A 16,285-nucleotide genomic window follows, 5' to 3' on the forward strand; every position below is an offset into this window, starting at 1 on the left:
CCTTAGTACCAGTATTTACAGTTTTTTTTCTGCTTGTACTGGCTTCTGAAGAATAAACCGGAGAGAAAATCAACGACCAAACGGGCGGATAGGGGATGTTGATCGATTTTTCTCAAAGACATCTCCACGTATTTATTATAAATAACCACCCGTTTCTGCTGCCTTCTGGCATAACGTTTTAACTGGATTGACAAACTAATGTCCTCTGTCACGAAATAGCGCTCATCAAAACCGCCCGTGGCTTCAAAAGCATTTTTTTTGCAGAATAAAAAGGAGCCTGCGCAACGGATATACCATCTGGAATAGTTATTCCAAATGGTAAACATCAACTGCATTAAACGCGAAACCGGCCTGTCCGGTTTTAACAGAAAAGAACCGGCTATGATCTCAGGGTCATGCAAAATAGCCAGACTGGTATCCAGCATTTCCGTCGTCATCAGGGTGTCCGCATCAAGAAAAATCAATAACTCACCCCGGGCCTGATGGGCGCCTGTGTTTCTAACGCGTGCTATGTTACGCATGGGTTCTAAAATAACCCGGGCACCAAAATTTTCTGCAATTTCCGCTGTTTTATCTGAGGAATCATTATTCACGACAATGACTTCACCCTTAAGATGAGGGATAGACCAGGTAGCCGCATTAACTGAATGAAGGGTCATGGGGAGATAAGCCTCTTCATTATAGGCAGGAATAATAATGCTGTAGTGGCATTGAGCGTCTGGCATAACTATGGCTACGAAATGGTTATATAAATTATAGACATCTTGGCTTTGCATCTCCAGTGGGATTAATACCAGTATTTGCAGTTTTCCTTTTTCTTGTATTTGTTGCGCATGAGACCAATGGTCAAAAAATCCCAGACAACCCGTGGGCTTAAAGAAAATTTGTTCATTTTTCTTAAACACATCTCAGTGTATTTTTTGTAAACAATCACTTGCTGACGCTGTCGTCTGGCATAGCGGTTTAAGCGTGCAGAAAAATTAATGTTTTCTGCTGCATAAAACGACTCATCATATCCTCCGATAGCATTAAACACCTCTTTTTTGCAGAATAGAAAACACCCGGAACAATGATGATTCCAACGCGAACGCATATTCCAGATGAAAAACATGAGTTGAATCATGCGTGAAACAGTCCTGTCCGGCTTTAATAGAAAAGAGCCGGCGACAATTTCAGGGTTATGAAGCGTTCCAAGACTGGTTTTTAGCATTTCCTCGGTCATCAGAGTATCGGCGTCGAGAAAAATCAACAACTGACCAGTTGACTGCTGCACGCCCGTATTCCTGACCCTGGCTATATTGCGCACTGTTTCTGTGATAACGCGCGCACCAAGACTTTCAGCAAGACTCGCCGTGCTGTCCGTAGAGTCATTATCAACGACGATGACTTCGCCTCGATAAGCAGGCATGGACACCATGGCCGCCTCGACTGAGCGAAGGGTAGCCGGTAAAAATGCCTCTTCATTGTGAGCCGGGATGATAATACTGTAGTGATAACTCTCTGACATATGCGAAAATTAGAGAATAACGACTCACTAAAGTATAGACTTATCTGGACGATTGCGTGTTTGGCTCTTCTGGTTCCGAGGGCTCCCGCTCAGGCGAATCATCCTGCCCTGGCTCAATCTCATTCGGAAATGCGGGCTCTTCCAAAGGGATTTCGGGTATTTCCTTGGGTTGTTCCGGGTTTTCCATTGTTGTTTCATCCTTTCTGTTCTCCTGATTAATTATAGCGCTATACGAAAGCTATACTGTTATTAGCTATTCGCAACACACAATGGAAACAGGGATGATTGACTCACTGTATTCAATGGAAGAGTGTGAACGTGTTGCCCGACTTGCTTCGCTGCGCTACGTCAACGACACGATGCCTGGGATAACTCGTCAAAAACAGGGCGATGAATTCCTTTATTTTAAAAACAGCAACCAACTAACGGATGAAAACACCCTGGCCCGTATAAAAAAACTCGCCATCCCGCCGGCCTACCATGACGTTTGGATATGTCCATACGAAAACGGGCATATCCAGGCCACCGGCCGGGATAAAAACAACCGGAAACAATACCGCTATCATCCACTTTGGCTTGAGGTGCGAAACCAGCAAAAATTCGCCACCCTGATTCAATTTGGACAATCCTTGCCTTTAATCAAGCGTCATATTACCCGTGAATTGAATAAGCCTACTCAATTGAATCGCGCGCAAGTCATTTGTGCCATTATTTACTTGCTTTACCATTATAATGTCGGGGTAGGGAATACCGTTTATGCCAGACAAAATAAATCCTATGAAGTAACCACGTTAAGAAAAAAACATCTGTCTTTGAAAAAAAACAAAGCCATTCTTAATTTCAGGGGAAAAAATGCAAAATTATGGAATATAATATTAAGCGATAAAAAGATAATAAAAAATTTTAAAAAAATGTGAAGAAATCCCAGGTTATGAGTTATTTAAATATACTGATGAAAATAATTCACTGACTGTTGTTACCTCCCAGGAAGTCAATTTTTATCTTAAAAATATTACTAATTATCCATTTACTGCGAAAGATTTTCGAACCTGGATAGCCTGTCGTGAAACACTCTGCCGCTTAATTCGCTGCGAACCCCGTGGTGAAGCGCAAGATCCATTCCATGACACCCTTAAACAGGTTTCAAAACTCATGGGGCATACGCCCGGCATTTGTCAGAAAAACTACATCCATCCAGGAATTATTTCAGCATGGAAGACTCAGAGCCTCAAGGTTTTGGCGGATGAAAATCGCGATAAAATTGCTGGGGCGAATGATGATAAAATCCTTCTTTTGTGGCTTAAATCAAATAAAATAATGAGTAATTAACCCATTTTTATCAAATAAAATTTCACAAAAAATTGCATTTTTTATCAACATTGCAGCTATATTTAAGGCGAAAAATCAATATTTTTGTTTGACAATTGATTAAAATATGCTTTAGTTTAAGTAGGGAAAATAATTTGGAGCATGCAGTTTATTCACCAAAAATGGCGGAGATAAATATGGAAATTTCTAAGGAAACCGTACAGGCAGTTCAGGAACTATGCCATATTTCAGATGAACTTAAGGAAATCAGGGTTGCATTAAATAAATTAGTTACTATTTTTATAGAATCGCCTTATTCAACCCCTCCAAACGCACTCACGCAGTATTTGGAATTCAAAGGAAAGAAAACTCAATCCAGTAACATAACGCTTTAATCTCACTGAAGCAGTTATGAACGAGTAACAGGAGAACAAATGATGAAACGGACTATTTCAATAACCATGTTACTTGTAGGAAGCGTTTTGGTTGCGCAAAGCCCTGTTTGGGCTGCAACCAATGTTCCTAACACGACGTTGCCGTCCACGACGGTGAATCCGGCATCGCCGACAACGCCATCTCCAACTGATCCCACCACGCCGTCACCCACCGACCCAACCACCCCAACTGATCCCACACTACCGCAACCTGACGATGACAATGGAACGTCAACACCGTCAACAACCAATAGTGGAACAGGGATCGATCCGGGAACAGGGACGGGCATCAATACAGGGACGAGTACTGAACCATCCGATACAGGCATCTCAACCGATCCCAACACAGACACTACAGGGACCACGTTAAATACTGGCACGGATGACGACGACGATGATAGTGAGAGCGATGATGTCCTGGATGACACCAACACCAATCAGGATGGTATCTCAACAGGGGAGTAACAGGTCGGAGATAATCATGGAAAAACACCCTGCTCAGCATCAAAAAAGACAACCAGGCATTGAGGCGATGATGACGCCTCAACCGGAATATATGTCCCCCAGCTATCAAGGAAGCGGAAAATTACAAGGGAAAATAGCACTGATTACTGGAGGAGATAGCGGCATAGGACGCGCAGTCGCCTGTGCTTTTGCCATGGAAGGCGCCGACCTGGTTGTCCATTATCTTAATGAACAGGAAGATGCTGGGAAAACAAAAGAAATCATAGAAAACACAGGACAATCTTGTTTGTTGGTTTCAGCCAATCTGCAGACTTACACAGCTTGTGACGAGGTGGTCAGGCAAACGATGGATCGTTATGGCCATCTTGACATACTAGTTAACAATGTGGCTGAACAACACCCGCAAGACACTATGGAAGAAATTAGCTGCGAACAAATGGAAGAAACGTTCAAAACTAATTTCTTCTCCTATTTTTACATGATTAAAGCAGCTTTACCCTTTTTAAAAAAAGGAAGCGTGAATATTAACACCACCTCGGTGACCGCTTATAAAGGCAGCGAACACTTGATTGATTATTCGGCCACGAAAGGCGCCATCCTGGCACTCACGCGTTCCCTTTCCCAGAATCTGGTATCCCGAGGCATTCGCGTCAATGCAGTCGCACCAGGTCCAATCTGGACGCCGCTTATTCCTTCCAGCTTCACTGAAGAGGACGTTGAGGCATTTGGCAGCCAGGTTCCCATGAAACGTGCCGGTCAGCCGGCTGAAGTCGCACCAGCCTATGTTTTCCTCGCTTCAAATGATTCGTCCTATATGACCGGTCAGGTCATTCACCCGAATGGCGGGGTCATTGTTAATGGCTAACGCGATAAATGAAGGAGAGCAATCATGAGTCAGGGTGATAAATCAAAATACACTGATAAGCAAAAACGAAAAGCTGAACACATCGAAGAGGGCTATGAACGCAAGGGCGTCTCTGCAAAAGAGGCCGAACGGCGTGCCTGGGCTACCGTCAATAAACAAGATGGCGGCGGTAAAAAGCCAGGCGGTTCCGGGCGTAAAAATTAACCACACACCCGTCTATTTGATCTATAATTAGACAGCAATTGGGCTTTTCGCAGTCTAAAGTCCATTCAAAAGGAATTTATTATGGATAAACAATTTGATAACTTAATAACGATGGCCAGCCCACTTGATCCGGACAGTCCCTTACCGACCGATCCTGTCAATCCTGGCCCGGATGTCCCCGATGAACCCGAGGATCCGGTACCCGTTATCCATGATGACGAGAACACGGTCACACCGGATGATTTGGGCACAGATGATATTGATGGCGGTTAGCTGCAATAAACCTTTAAGGAAGGAGAGGATCGAAAATGGTGGAATATCTCTATAAGGGATTTAAGGTATCTTACAATATAAAACCAATAAAAAATCAAACCAAACTCTACGAAGCTGAAGGTTACGTTGCCCGTTTAGCTGATACTGAGCCTGTCCAAAGAAAGCGGTTTCATACGGAATCAACATCGATGCAAGGGGTCACGGCTGAAATAAAAAAACTGCTTGAAAATTATATTGATTTCGAATGGAGGGAGTTCCACGAAATTCATGATCAAAAGTTATAAACCGGGTATTTTGCGGTTTATGTGTATTCATTGATCAAAACGATTTGTAACCCTGCTTCGCTTAAAGACAGGAAATTATAGCCGGGATCAATCGTTGTTCTTTCAAGCCATTCATTGGCAATACAGACATCGGTCAGATGCTGAGCCTCTTCCAGGCTGACCGGTTGTTTTAATTTTTCTGACAGAGTAGCAGCCGCCGCCTCATCAATGTTTAAAAAAACATCATTCCGAGTGACGCCACGTGCCTTAATTTCATCATAAAACAGCTTGATAATATCCAGTTCGTTCATGAGTTTTCTTCCTGTTAGTCCTACTCCTATCTATAGCATAGACGAGAAGATTGATTAAAAAAGAGGGTATTCTACTGGTATTTAATCCTATACTTAACAATAATGCAGGGATTGCAGCATCAGGAGCTAATAATGATTAAAAAAATACTCTTTTTACCCTTACTCGTTGCGTTTAGCCTGTTAAGCGGCTGCTGGACGACGCAATCAGGTCAAAAATCAGGCATTATCGTGAAAGTGGCCAAGGAAGGGCGATGGTGGGGCACCTATGAGGGCGAATTGATTCGCGGCGGTCTGGATAATGCCAGTGGCGCCACGGGCCGTGAATTTCACTTTACCCTGGGACAATTTAAATCCGATCTGGTGGATAAGGCGATTTATGCCATGGAAAATAACCGCCACGTGGTGCTGACTTACCATTGTGAGGAATGGGTTGCGCCATGGCGGGGAGAAACCAAATGTTTTGTCGACAGCATTAGTGTTCTTGAAACCTTGAAGAAGCCAGACACAGCCAAGCAATAGTCTATGAATGTTGACAGGGCGATACGCACCAGGCAATAGCCATTTTCTATGATTAAGCTTCTTTAGGACGATTCCCTTTAAAAGCCCTCCAAAGAGGGCTTTTGTATTTGATACTGATCTAGCTGCGTTGAACTCTATAAAACCCAGTGGCACGCTTGGGATAATGGGCACTGGCCCAAACAAAATCCAGGTCAAACGTCAATGCAGCATTCGGCTCAAGCTCACACAAACCGACTTCTGAGTGAAGCTCAGCACTAAGATCCAGCAGACAATTTGGTATTGCATTATTTCTACTTATAAGCCCAATCACGCCCTGGTCAATTTGCACATGAATCAAGAGATTACCTGTTGTGCCGTTAAACAGAGTCATGGTACCTTTTTCCAACGTGATTTCCCAAGGGTTTTGGGATGAATTCAGGCTGTCATCAATCCTAATTGTTTGAGCCCATGTCAGAGGGCAAATCAAAAATAAAACTACTGATAACGCCGCTTTTAATATCATATACCCTCCCTGGTATAGTGAGTGCGAAATTAAACAAATACGATAATTAATCTATCGCATTATTTAATGAAGGTAAATCGAGGTATTGTTCTCTTAAATTCCCGAGCGTACCATCTTTTAAAATTTTTAACCTTTTTTTAAGCAGGCTATACTTTTAGGTAAATAGTTTAGATTCCCAAGGTTTGCCGTGGTCTATGATTCTCGCAAAGTCATTCATGTGGTGGTATTGGGCCAAAGCCAATCAGGCAAATCCACCTTGCTTAAGCAGATAATGAATAGGCCGGTCGAAGAAGTGCCCCTGACAGCTTCAACACCTTTATTAAAAAAGCATGGCCAGGTTTCCATGACCTTCCAGGAAGGGCCAGACCATCGTACGCTTGATGGTGAGGTAGTATCCCATCTAAAAAGGGCTCATGCCGCGGTTTTTGCAGTCGATTTAAGCTCACCCAACTGCCTTAAAGACCTGGAAAATCTTTATTTTAAACTGAATAGGGACCATGAAGCTGTCCACGTTCTTATCGCATTGACTAAATCCGACCTGGTCTCTGAAGAGGTCAGGCAGGAAAGAACAGGACAGATTAAATCCTTTGCGGTTGAGCACGCTATTGATTGCTTTGAAATGGAAGCTTTTAACAAAATACCGGACTCCATAATCAAAATCGTATTTGAATTCTCACCGCTTAAAAATAATTATGCCTACGCTGAAGCCAATCGTACTCACTTATTTAAAGCCGCCTTGAATTCAAGTAAAAGCCAAAACTGTTTCTTAATGAAGAAGAAAAAAGATTAACAGGCGACGCATTAAAGGGAAAAATTCTCGAGAAATTCAGGATGGCTCTGGAAAATGCCATTACACCTGAACGTTTCGAGGCCGCTGTAAATAAAATAAGCGAATCCCAGGAGTATCAAATCTTAAAAACCAGTCAGGGTCTCGGATTTTTAGGATTGGAAACTGATTCGCACAAAGCCTTGAGAAGCATGATCTCGCAGCGCGGAGCGGATTTGAATATCCATAATCCTGAGCAACTCCTACCGGGGGCAAAGACAATACCTTATCGCAAAAACTTTAACGTTGTCTCTCAATTCAAGTATTCTTACCATGTTATTGGATATAAAATTAAACCCTAATTTATGGAAGCCCACGCTATGAATGATTCTATCCATGTCGTTTGCCCGTATTGTCAGACAATAAACCGTTTACTTTCCACACGATTAACCGATAACCCCAAATGCGGGAAGTGCCAACACACGCTTTTCGACGGTAAGCCTCTTGCTTTAAATGACGCACAGTTTGAGCACTATCTTAAAAAGAACGATATTCCATTGTTGGTTGATTTTTGGGCCGAATGGTGTGGTCCATGCAAAATGATGGCACCTTATTTTGAAGCAGCCGCCAAGCTTCTTGAACCTAGAATCAGGTTTGTTAAAATCAATACCGAATCACAACAAGGCCTGGCTGCTCGCTACCGGATTCAAAGTATCCCCACCTTAATGCTTTTTTCTCATGGAGCAGAACAAGCTCGGCACTCCGGCGTGATGAGTGCCCAAGATATTGTTCGCTGGGTTAAACAGTACGTTTGAGTTTTTGGAGCAGGGCTGCACGAAGTGGCCTGCCTGCATGTTGTTAAAGTCTGATTATTTTGATAATCAGACTTTAACAGTCTCAGCCCAAGGGCGGTCTTATAGTGAACATACGAGTAAGCGTGGATCGGGGTGACGTGGTCAAGCAAATTAGGACACACCAGTTAAGCTGCATTTCCTTTGCAAAGAAGACCGTCGCCTTTTTTAAATTTCTTTCTCCAATGTCAACCGACGAACTTCCTCTCGTAATTGACGAATCTCTGTTTGTTCTGCTGTCAATTTACCGTTACCACGAAAAACCTCAGCATCCTTATCAGCTAACTCCCTTATCCAGCGACTCAAAACATTTGGATTAATTTCCAACTTTGAGCCGCTGCAGAACAGCTATAACCTTATTCATTTACCAGACTAATCGCGTCCAGTTTAAACTCTCTTGTATATTTTCTTCTTGTTGACATCTTGACCTCCAATTAAGATTATTATCTCTTAATTGGGCTGTGTCGATCCATTAGACCCCATCAGGGGTTCATCTTCTTCTTTTGCAGAAAAAACGAGCGTGCTAGACACTTCACTTGAAAAAAATGAGAATTCCCACCCCTTTGACTGCATCAAATCCTTCCTGGTTACGCATCGCTGGATGGGTGAACAAACCTCGGTTCCCTCAGGTCTTTTGGCATCAATTAAGATGGTGGCATTGTCCATTAATAAGGCTTGAACCGTTTCTAAAAAGCGCTGGCGTTGTTCTGCTTCATACATCCACTCCCCGATATTACTGATATAGACCGTATCAATGTACATGGCATTATTAATAAACAGAGCTTTAATGCTTTTAAACACGCTATCTGCACAAATGCTTTCGGTTATGACAGCTATTTTATCGGTCAATGCCAATGTTCGGATGTGATTATATCGTTCCTGGGTATAAAGCCAGCTCGTTTCGCGAGCTTTCTCCAGCATGACCTCTTCAAAAACAGTAAAGTGATCCGGGTAAGGAGATTCATCACTGACATTCAGGCTAAATTTGATGTTTTTAGGCTGTATTTTCCCCAAAATAGTTGATCGTGACGCATTCCTGTCGCCGCCATAATGATATTTTTTAACAAAAAGGGTCATTTTTTCAATAAAGATATCTTTGTCTTCATACGCCCGGATGTATTTCAACGCGGTAGTTAAAAACAAGGTATTTTCAGGATTAATGTCGCAGATTAGCCCTCTGGACGATAAGCGCTGAGCCATGATGTCAAAATTATGCCAGCCTGAAAAGCCAATATGAATACCCCCTCCTACCAGGGGGTATGAACCCAAACGAAGAGCAGTCTCCATGACACCGTTTTCATTGGTATTGATGTATACTCCGCTTTGATTGGGAAAAGGATATAAAATGGCATGATTTTCAAACTGGCGAAGCCGTTTTGACAAGGGGTCTTCCGAAATACCTTTGATTGCTTTGCGTGGAACGGGTACATAGTCTGCTTGCCCGCTACTGAAACCTTCTGACTTGCCTCTCATAAGAGCTCATTGTTGATTAAATAAACTTGCATCCATTATAAAAGCGAAATATTAAGAAAAAATTAATGAAAAGTGATAATCCAATATATGCAATAAACTTACTAACGTATTCCACTGGAAGTTGATTGTTTCCATTTGCCGCTTCTCTGCCACATTTGACTACCCGACAGATGCGTTCCGGGTGAATGATGCTGTGCATAACAGCACAGCAAATTGGTGAATCGCCAGCCATGTAAGGGCATTGGTTTCGCAGACATATTTTGGTAGAAATACAGATGCAGGATAGTTCAGACTTCCACTTTCTGTGCCTGAGGAATGCTGTTCAGCTGCGCTTTTACTAGTTTAGTAATCTCATCCAGCATGTATTGGCAGGCATCCTGATTATCAGGATACTGTTTATAAATGGTATTGGTTAAAAAAGCGGACAGTGCCTGCGCGACCAATTGGCGGCTGCGTAAGGGTTTAGGCAATTGTTCGACGGATTGCTGCAAGGCTGACAACAGGTGTTGGCCGACAAAATTCATCGCTTTGGAATACTCTTCGGCTGTTAATGCATCGTTTTGAGGCGCGCTCATGCTCGGTCCTTTTAAGTCGGTAAGGCCCGCGATTATAGAGCGACTTTTCATTGACTGCAATGAGATGCCCATCAGCATAAATCATAAAAGCAACCTAAGCGGTTGCTTTTATGATTGGTTTTCATTTATATCCTTAGACGATCGCCACGCTGCATTAATTTGTAGAACGCCGAGACGGACCATCGCCTGGTAGCTCCATACGTGACAATTTATTATTTTGCTTTTTAGACCCACTAACCGAACCACTAAAAAATAAAGCGCCATGGCCACAGACTTTTGTCCACTCCTCGTCCTCTTTTGGCGTTACCAGGGAACCTGGGTGCCAGTCTTTGGCATTTGCCCTTTCTGTCTCTATCCTGATTCGTTCCTGGTTTAAAAATGGCTTTAATTCGAGAAGTAATCGAATGGCCATCTCTGCGGTTTGCTTTTCCCTATAATCTTGCTGCTGGTAAATTTCATTTTGATTGTCCACCAGCGGGTTACCATGCTCGAGATAATTTCGAAATGACCTTAAGTCAGCATAGTGATTGGCTATAAGCGGACAGGAGGCCAATCCCTTGTATGTTTTTATGGTTTCAAGATGTTGCAGGATCTGGCCAATGTTGTATTCCAGCGCATCATTTAAGCTCGGGCTCTTCACTAATCGGGCTGCCAGAGTCATTCCCCCATCCCTCTGATGAAAAGAATCCCATTCCGCTGCCGTGTTTAAAAACAACGAGGGAATCCAATACCCATCCTTTATCAAAAACTCTTCAATGTCAGATAAGGATTCCAGGGCTGCTTCAATGCGCTTCAAAGGATTCAGCAACTGATCTTTTTTGACTGGCTCGAGCAAATACTTCGCCAATTTCCTAATGCCTTCCAACCCTTTAAACCGGGCTTCGCGCTCAGCCTCTTTTTTTTCGCTGGCGAGCTTTTCTTCCACACGTTTCTGTCCTCTTTCTGCAAGCGACAGCGCTGGTTTGGCGATGGCTTTATCCAACGTGGCACCCAGTGTCTTGTACTTATCCCCCAATTCTTTGCGCGGCAGGCATTTCAAAATAGCGCCCTTCTCCAATTTGGACACCGTCTCGATTTGACCTGAGAATAATTTAACACAGAGATCAATCACTTCATTAGGGGCCTTAAACGTGATTAAACACTTTATAAATTCGTTTTCATCTGCTGATAACGCCTGTTTCGGTGCGTTTGAGGAGGTTGCTGCATCCATTTCCTGTTTACCAGGATTATTATTGTTGCTGTTCCCCTGTTTTACAGCGATAGCTTCCTGCTTTAAACGATGTTGCCAGTATAGGGCTGGATCGTAATTATATTGTCCGAGAGTCTTTTCGCGTGCTAAAAGCAGATGGTTTAATTTTTTACCAAACTCGAATAAATCCTTCGCAAAAACCTGCTGAAGCCAGACCCTATCTGATAAAAATTGACCCATCCTGTATTTTAAATCCCTTTCATCCTGATGAGTAATCGCATCACGGATGACGATGAAGGCACGCCAATCGGTGCTGGGATCAAGATCAATTATAAATTTGGAAAAGTTTTTCCCGGTTATTAATTCACCAAGGATCTGAAGGCGGCGGAGAGCGGCATGCATCTCTAACTTTTTTGAAACATCAAAAGATGAGCGCAAATCAACCAATTCGAAATGCGGTGACTCCGGATTTGGCCAAACCGGTATTTTTATACGAGCGTTGGTGTTGTATGTCAGATTGACTAATTTAATCAGGTTTTGGATATCATTAACGTAAGTGATAAGGCATTGACTGGCAGGTAATTCAAGTTTTAAGGCAACCCATGGTTTTTCTGTCATGAGCGCGTTCGCCATCTCAAGAAAAAAACGCCTCAGAGCAGGCAGGTCTTGTTCGATAATGCTCAATACAGCCTGCGGAATAGTCAACTGCAAATCACCTACTTCAGCCATAAAATGCATAGCACTTGCAAATAGTTGATTAGCTCCCTCCTCATCACTCCCGACTATTGCTTCTAGAGAAAATTGGATCATCGCTGCTTTTTGCATGGATGGCTCAATCATTATGCCGCCAAGATGCTCAAATGAAAACCAGCTTAGAGCCGAGCTTTCAAAGGATTTATCAAATTTTTTTCTAATCTCAGGTGATAGCTTCTGGATAATTTCACACAGTTTATGCATCAAAACCCGGTTTTGTTCATCCTGTTTATCGTTTATTGTCTGCAGCTCCAAAGGGGAAAGGTGCTTTGGCCTTTTTTTAAAGCGGCTTTCAGAGGCATGATACTTCATTAAGAAGTCTATCAGTTTGAGAATATAGATTACTCGTTGCGCATCGGTTGAAAATTTATCGATATCCTGGCCTTGCAAAGAAGTATAACCTTGTAAGAACTCAGGGCAATAATAGGGCTCAACAGAAGCAATGGCTTTGCGCCGCTTAAAACCCAGAATGCGTTCCGCTTCGCTATCCTCCGCACCGGCTGAAGCCAATTCATAATAAAGATTGACATTGCCATTATCAGCAGCCAATCGCAGGGCGCTATACGGGTGTTTTTTCAGATTGAGGTCAATGCCAAGCTCACGTTGATGCAGTATGAGTATTTTAATGAACTTCAACGTTTCATGGCTATCCAGAGTACAATGCAAACAGGCAAGGTAAAATGCTTTTTCAAATTGATAATCAAGGATGAGGCCATGAATACTCTTCCCTTCCTTTATCTTATGAAAGTCAATTTTTCCAATTTGAGCAATCAATTCTTTATTCATTATTCACCAGATACATAACTAAAACAGCTTGCAGTCTATTCAAGAAACATTAAGGAAAAATTAAGATGGGCAAAAAAAAGACAAATGGTCATTCCACATCGCATTTTATTTTCTTAAGATTCTCATAATATTTTATTTGTACAATACATACACTTTACATCCATATTGAATTAAATCATGCCTTTTAGTATTGACTTGCAGACCATGCAAAAAACCAAGCAATGGACTTTTAAGCAAACAGTAGAAGCTCGGCAACTCCAGGCCCTTCTCGACAAAGGTGATCGCAAAGGGTATATCGAACGATTACGCCAACTTAACGATTCTCATAAGTTCACTCGCACGCAGGGGCAAGTGTATGAATTGTCTGACGAAGGCGAGACAATTCATGTTCCCATCAAGTTTCAAGTTAAAAAATCAGTCATTACCTGGTCGTTTATCGCTCCCTTTGATAGAACCCATCAATCATTCCGCGATGAAGTCTTTAATACAGCCGCTAAAGCGCATGCCTGCGTGGCCAATTCCTGTGAAACATATTATCGTGGTACCGATCATCTTCATTTAAAAGAGATGCACAGCTACCCTGAAGAAGCCTTCTTCAACCACAACCACTACCGCACAGCTGATGGCGGACCTATCACACCGGTTGAAGTCTATGAACATTTATTTGGTTTTTATGCGCAGCAAGAAGGTAGAAAATTTATACCCTTAGCCCAGGAGCGCGACAAAATTATTTTAACTTTCGCAGTGTATTGGGCTAATTTTAATGCGGACATTCGCTATGTGGCCTTTTCTTTTCTTCGAGGTGAGGGGGAGAAAGAGCAGGTACTTCGCCAGTTAAAAGAAATTGCCTGTATTGGTCGACTGACACCGGATCAGGCTGACAAAGAAATCGACGCCTTTTTTAATTCAGAACACGGAAAAAATATGTTAGTTCTGGCTGAGAGCCAAGGATTTCCCCGTATCGAAAGAATCAAGAAATTCATTAAATCAAATTACCGCGAGATGCATAAACAATATGCACCTGCCATTGAACAGGAAATTGCCGCCAACACATCAATGGAATCCGTCGCCGCCTCATCAACACATGCCTCGCCATCAACGAGCAGCCGATCCAGCCCAGGGATGAATATCTCGCAGGTCCTGATCAAGCCTTTGATGAGATTGACCGGCTCGAGTATGAAACCTTCGCACGCGATCTCACCAAGCACTGCCAAAGTGTCAGGAAAGAATTATTGCAGGATTTGGATCTTGTCGATTTTCGCAAAGGACTCATGCTTTATTATGCCCTGTGTACTGCTCAGAAAAGCGCAGCATCTTATCCAAAGGAAGAAGGCATGCGGTTTCATAAGGATTTTTTAACCAATGAACTCATTGAACAAATGCTGATTGAACTGCCCTGCCTTAAGCCCGGTTCGTCCCCTGCCCTGGAAAATGACTTATTGAAAAAACTGGTTTTATGGGTAAAGGAAGCACCGCCTGAACTGGAGGAGTGGATCAATTGGGTACGGGTAAATGGCTCGCGCGGCTTAGGCGCTGAAATAGGAGGGGTTCGCTCAAAAACAGGTCAGGTGGATCTCAGCCAGGCTATTCCCAAAGAAGATCGGAAAGCCAGTGATAACGTTGCAGAAATTGATTTTGAGAAAGTCGACTTAAGGGCGGTTTTCTATCCCCATACTCCCTTATCACAAGCAAAAGGGAATGAGACTGATGCTGACACTGATCTATTGATGAAACAGCTGAACCAGTATTTGCAGGATTTAATGAAACAACGGATGAGCACACCCTCGCAACCGGTTCAGCCATTTAAAGCCAAAGTTCAAATTATCGAGATGGCTTTGTCGGTCCTTAAAGGCAGGGCGAATGTTAAAGAACTGATCGCCCTCGCCTCCTCCTCGCAGGAATGGAAAATCACCGGATCTGGTCTTAAAAAAAGCAAGCTGGAACTACTTGTTGGCGAGGTGATTGATTTTAAATCACCAAAACCAATGGATGCGTACGCTTTCAACACCGGGCTATAGCCGTTTACGGCTATGGCGTCTCCTCGTTATTTTTGATAGAGTAGCGCAAATTTAACACATTATACGCATTATGCCGAAGCACGAGGGTAAACTCTATCCTAACCAACCCGAATTGGATGAGGATGCCGGGGACAATTCTGAAACCAGGCACGAAAAAGAAACGTTTGATGCGCCATCAAAAAAACCTGAATGGCTTGCTCTGGGCAGAGGCAGCTATAACCGCGTGTGGCGCTCAGCAGCGCCCGATAAGTCTGGACTCTATCGAGTGCTTAAATACCCTCTGCCGTCTAAAGATAACTGCATTAATGCCTTAAACCATAATCTCCGAGGCGTCAGACTCTGGAATGAAATTAATCCTTCATCCCAAACCGGCCTGCCTGAAGCCATCACCTCGCAATCAGGATGGATAGCGCCCTATATAGCCAATGCACGTCAGGCCACGGATGAAGAGGCAGCCAATAAAGTGGTGGCGATTTACCAGGCTACCCGGCGCATTGTATTTGATGCCGCGACCCAGGGTAATGTACTAACCTGTGTGGATACCGGGGAGGTCATGGTGGTTGACGTTGATTTGGCGCTGAATCTGCGCAACTCGACGGCCAGCCTTAATTTTGCTAAAAACCTGCATGAACGTTTTGAACAGTACTGGAATGATCCCGACTTAAAAATAAACATGACCACAACATTGGAGATCACGAAAAACCTGCTTTACCTGGAAGAACAGCTATCGAGTACCGACATTGATAAACTCAATCATGAAAATCTCACGCTAGCCAACCTTGCGTCATTAAGTTGGTTAAGAATACATCACAAGCCACTGACCTACGCCTTATTTTTGGATATTTCCATGTTACGGCAAGCAGATATCGAGATGAGTGATACCCTTTTTGAAAGCTTACTTTCCACCCGAGAGGAGAAAATTGAGTTCACTGAACAATACAATCAGAATGCCACTCACCGGTTTTTCCTGCCCAAAAACCAGTCTGCTGTGTCTTTAAAAGACGATGCAATCCACAAAATAATTTAGGACCCTAAACCTCGTTTAACTGCATTTACCTGTTGTTGTTTAGAGAAAGACTATAAAATTAAAAAGCATTGTTATACGATATTTTATTAGACTCTCGTTAGTGAATTACTTATAATTGTGACGTTTATTTGTTCTTAGAATTCAAATAGATAAATTCATGCTTTATTTATCAGCAGTTAGCGACCTAAAAGGTAAG

The 16,285-nt window shown here is 42.9% G+C and carries 21 protein-coding genes and 2 pseudogenes; 14 read left to right on the top strand and 9 right to left on the bottom strand.

Features of this window, described 5'->3' with window-relative positions:
- Nucleotides 1-2: 2 nt before the first annotated feature.
- The 3 genes from Lery_RS06065 to Lery_RS15245 form a co-directional block, all read right to left on the bottom strand.
- Nucleotides 3-725, bottom strand: a complete 723-nt coding sequence (locus tag Lery_RS06065; RefSeq protein ID WP_162262955.1) for a glycosyltransferase — start codon at nt 723-725, stop codon at nt 3-5.
- A gap of 62 nt (nt 726-787) precedes the next feature.
- Nucleotides 788-1,507: a glycosyltransferase gene (locus tag Lery_RS06070; protein ID WP_058526361.1), complete on the bottom strand. Its 720-nt coding sequence runs from the start codon at nt 1,505-1,507 to the stop codon at nt 788-790.
- Between the two features lie 40 nt (nt 1,508-1,547).
- Nucleotides 1,548-1,694 (bottom strand): hypothetical protein, encoded by a 147-nt coding sequence (locus tag Lery_RS15245; RefSeq protein ID WP_156412480.1) that lies wholly within the window; start codon nt 1,692-1,694, stop codon nt 1,548-1,550.
- A 172-nt stretch (nt 1,695-1,866) separates the two neighbouring features.
- On the opposite strand from Lery_RS15245, the pseudogene Lery_RS15610 reads away from it, so the two are divergent.
- The 7 genes and pseudogenes from Lery_RS15610 (at nt 1,867) to Lery_RS06105 (ending at nt 5,340) form a co-directional block, all read left to right on the top strand.
- A pseudogene (locus tag Lery_RS15610) lies at nt 1,867-2,836 on the top strand (DNA topoisomerase IB).
- Nucleotides 2,837-2,970: 134 nt separating this feature from the next.
- Nucleotides 2,971-3,210: a hypothetical protein gene (locus Lery_RS06080; protein WP_131750954.1), complete on the top strand. Its 240-nt coding sequence runs from the start codon at nt 2,971-2,973 to the stop codon at nt 3,208-3,210.
- Between the two features lie 66 nt (nt 3,211-3,276).
- Nucleotides 3,277-3,714 (top strand): hypothetical protein, encoded by a 438-nt coding sequence (locus tag Lery_RS06085; protein ID WP_131750955.1) that lies wholly within the window; start codon nt 3,277-3,279, stop codon nt 3,712-3,714.
- Between the two features lie 16 nt (nt 3,715-3,730).
- Nucleotides 3,731-4,579, top strand: a complete 849-nt coding sequence (locus Lery_RS06090) for an SDR family oxidoreductase (protein ID WP_058526365.1) — start codon at nt 3,731-3,733, stop codon at nt 4,577-4,579.
- 24 nt (nt 4,580-4,603) lie between these two features.
- The gene (locus Lery_RS06095; RefSeq protein WP_058526366.1) at nt 4,604-4,783 is read left to right on the top strand and encodes a hypothetical protein; all 180 of its coding nucleotides are present in this window, start codon (nt 4,604-4,606) and stop codon (nt 4,781-4,783) included.
- An 81-nt stretch (nt 4,784-4,864) separates the two neighbouring features.
- Nucleotides 4,865-5,056 (top strand): hypothetical protein, encoded by a 192-nt coding sequence (locus tag Lery_RS06100; protein WP_058526367.1) that lies wholly within the window; start codon nt 4,865-4,867, stop codon nt 5,054-5,056.
- 35 nt (nt 5,057-5,091) lie between these two features.
- Nucleotides 5,092-5,340 (top strand): hypothetical protein, encoded by a 249-nt coding sequence (locus tag Lery_RS06105; protein ID WP_058526368.1) that lies wholly within the window; start codon nt 5,092-5,094, stop codon nt 5,338-5,340.
- Nucleotides 5,341-5,357: 17 nt separating this feature from the next.
- Here the strand turns inward: Lery_RS06105 and Lery_RS06110 are convergent, their stop codons facing one another.
- Nucleotides 5,358-5,630, bottom strand: a complete 273-nt coding sequence (locus Lery_RS06110) for a hypothetical protein (protein ID WP_058526369.1) — start codon at nt 5,628-5,630, stop codon at nt 5,358-5,360.
- Nucleotides 5,631-5,762: 132 nt separating this feature from the next.
- On the opposite strand from Lery_RS06110, the gene Lery_RS06115 reads away from it, so the two are divergent.
- A complete protein-coding gene (locus Lery_RS06115) occupies nt 5,763-6,149 on the top strand; it encodes a hypothetical protein (RefSeq protein ID WP_337589161.1) in 387 nt (128 codons plus the stop codon).
- Between the two features lie 118 nt (nt 6,150-6,267).
- On the opposite strand, the gene Lery_RS06120 is transcribed toward Lery_RS06115, so the two are convergent.
- Nucleotides 6,268-6,651, bottom strand: coding sequence for a hypothetical protein (locus Lery_RS06120; RefSeq protein WP_058526370.1), 384 nt, complete (start codon nt 6,649-6,651; stop codon nt 6,268-6,270).
- 187 nt (nt 6,652-6,838) lie between these two features.
- On the opposite strand from Lery_RS06120, the gene Lery_RS06125 reads away from it, so the two are divergent.
- The 3 genes from Lery_RS06125 to trxC are packed head-to-tail and all read left to right on the top strand — an operon-like array spanning nt 6,839 to nt 8,232.
- Nucleotides 6,839-7,441: a GTPase domain-containing protein gene (locus Lery_RS06125; protein ID WP_058526371.1), complete on the top strand. Its 603-nt coding sequence runs from the start codon at nt 6,839-6,841 to the stop codon at nt 7,439-7,441.
- A gap of 23 nt (nt 7,442-7,464) precedes the next feature.
- The gene (locus Lery_RS06130; protein WP_237759167.1) at nt 7,465-7,779 is read left to right on the top strand and encodes a hypothetical protein; all 315 of its coding nucleotides are present in this window, start codon (nt 7,465-7,467) and stop codon (nt 7,777-7,779) included.
- Nucleotides 7,780-7,797: 18 nt separating this feature from the next.
- The gene (gene trxC, locus Lery_RS06135; protein WP_058526373.1) at nt 7,798-8,232 is read left to right on the top strand and encodes a thioredoxin TrxC; all 435 of its coding nucleotides are present in this window, start codon (nt 7,798-7,800) and stop codon (nt 8,230-8,232) included.
- 179 nt (nt 8,233-8,411) lie between these two features.
- On the opposite strand, the pseudogene Lery_RS15615 reads toward trxC, so the two are convergent.
- The 4 genes and pseudogenes from Lery_RS15615 to Lery_RS06150 form a co-directional block, all read right to left on the bottom strand.
- Nucleotides 8,412-8,690 (bottom strand): annotated as a pseudogene (locus Lery_RS15615) (transposase); the annotation flags it as partial.
- A 28-nt stretch (nt 8,691-8,718) separates the two neighbouring features.
- Nucleotides 8,719-9,741 carry an LIC_10091 family protein gene (locus tag Lery_RS06140; RefSeq protein WP_058526374.1) on the bottom strand — a complete coding sequence of 341 codons (1,023 nt, stop codon included), beginning with the start codon at nt 9,739-9,741 and terminating at the stop codon, nt 8,719-8,721.
- Between the two features lie 287 nt (nt 9,742-10,028).
- Complete coding sequence (locus Lery_RS06145) at nt 10,029-10,316, bottom strand: hypothetical protein (RefSeq protein ID WP_058526375.1); 288 nt, start codon at nt 10,314-10,316, stop codon at nt 10,029-10,031.
- Nucleotides 10,317-10,470: 154 nt separating this feature from the next.
- A complete protein-coding gene (locus tag Lery_RS06150) occupies nt 10,471-13,044 on the bottom strand; it encodes a hypothetical protein (RefSeq protein WP_058526376.1) in 2,574 nt (857 codons plus the stop codon).
- Between the two features lie 177 nt (nt 13,045-13,221).
- Between Lery_RS06150 and Lery_RS06155 the strand changes: the two genes are divergently transcribed.
- The 3 genes from Lery_RS06155 to Lery_RS06165 all read left to right on the top strand — a co-directional run bounded on the left by Lery_RS06155 (nt 13,222) and on the right by Lery_RS06165 (nt 16,089).
- The gene (locus Lery_RS06155; protein WP_058526377.1) at nt 13,222-14,403 is read left to right on the top strand and encodes a hypothetical protein; all 1,182 of its coding nucleotides are present in this window, start codon (nt 13,222-13,224) and stop codon (nt 14,401-14,403) included.
- On the top strand, nt 14,379-15,062 hold the full coding sequence (locus Lery_RS06160) for a hypothetical protein (protein ID WP_058526378.1): 684 nt from the start codon (nt 14,379-14,381) through the stop codon (nt 15,060-15,062). The genes Lery_RS06155 and Lery_RS06160 overlap by 25 nt, the downstream gene beginning before the upstream one ends.
- Before the next feature lie 70 nt (nt 15,063-15,132).
- On the top strand, nt 15,133-16,089 hold the full coding sequence (locus tag Lery_RS06165; RefSeq protein WP_058526379.1) for a hypothetical protein: 957 nt from the start codon (nt 15,133-15,135) through the stop codon (nt 16,087-16,089).
- The last annotated feature ends 196 nt before the right edge of the window (nt 16,090-16,285 follow it).

Origin of the sequence: Legionella erythra, from assembly GCF_001467615.1 — a bacterium.
Classification (GTDB): Bacteria; Pseudomonadota; Gammaproteobacteria; order Legionellales; family Legionellaceae; genus Legionella_C; species Legionella_C erythra.

Coding starts and splice junctions, on each gene's coding strand:
- Lery_RS06065 (WP_162262955.1), bottom strand. CDS start 725: ATGCCAGACGCTCAATGCCACTACAGCATTATTATTCCTGCCTATAAT.
- Lery_RS06070 (WP_058526361.1), bottom strand. CDS start 1,507: ATGTCAGAGAGTTATCACTACAGTATTATCATCCCGGCTCACAATGAA.
- Lery_RS15245 (WP_156412480.1), bottom strand. CDS start 1,694: ATGGAAAACCCGGAACAACCCAAGGAAATACCCGAAATCCCTTTGGAA.
- Lery_RS06085 (WP_131750955.1), top strand. CDS start 3,277: ATGTTACTTGTAGGAAGCGTTTTGGTTGCGCAAAGCCCTGTTTGGGCT.
- Lery_RS06090 (WP_058526365.1), top strand. CDS start 3,731: ATGGAAAAACACCCTGCTCAGCATCAAAAAAGACAACCAGGCATTGAG.
- Lery_RS06095 (WP_058526366.1), top strand. CDS start 4,604: ATGAGTCAGGGTGATAAATCAAAATACACTGATAAGCAAAAACGAAAA.
- Lery_RS06100 (WP_058526367.1), top strand. CDS start 4,865: ATGGATAAACAATTTGATAACTTAATAACGATGGCCAGCCCACTTGAT.
- Lery_RS06105 (WP_058526368.1), top strand. CDS start 5,092: ATGGTGGAATATCTCTATAAGGGATTTAAGGTATCTTACAATATAAAA.
- Lery_RS06110 (WP_058526369.1), bottom strand. CDS start 5,630: ATGAACGAACTGGATATTATCAAGCTGTTTTATGATGAAATTAAGGCA.
- Lery_RS06115 (WP_337589161.1), top strand. CDS start 5,763: ATGATTAAAAAAATACTCTTTTTACCCTTACTCGTTGCGTTTAGCCTG.
- Lery_RS06120 (WP_058526370.1), bottom strand. CDS start 6,651: ATGATATTAAAAGCGGCGTTATCAGTAGTTTTATTTTTGATTTGCCCT.
- trxC (WP_058526373.1), top strand. CDS start 7,798: ATGAATGATTCTATCCATGTCGTTTGCCCGTATTGTCAGACAATAAAC.
- Lery_RS06140 (WP_058526374.1), bottom strand. CDS start 9,741: ATGAGAGGCAAGTCAGAAGGTTTCAGTAGCGGGCAAGCAGACTATGTA.
- Lery_RS06145 (WP_058526375.1), bottom strand. CDS start 10,316: ATGAGCGCGCCTCAAAACGATGCATTAACAGCCGAAGAGTATTCCAAA.
- Lery_RS06150 (WP_058526376.1), bottom strand. CDS start 13,044: ATGAATAAAGAATTGATTGCTCAAATTGGAAAAATTGACTTTCATAAG.
- Lery_RS06155 (WP_058526377.1), top strand. CDS start 13,222: ATGCCTTTTAGTATTGACTTGCAGACCATGCAAAAAACCAAGCAATGG.
- Lery_RS06160 (WP_058526378.1), top strand. CDS start 14,379: ATGCGGTTTCATAAGGATTTTTTAACCAATGAACTCATTGAACAAATG.
- Lery_RS06165 (WP_058526379.1), top strand. CDS start 15,133: ATGCCGAAGCACGAGGGTAAACTCTATCCTAACCAACCCGAATTGGAT.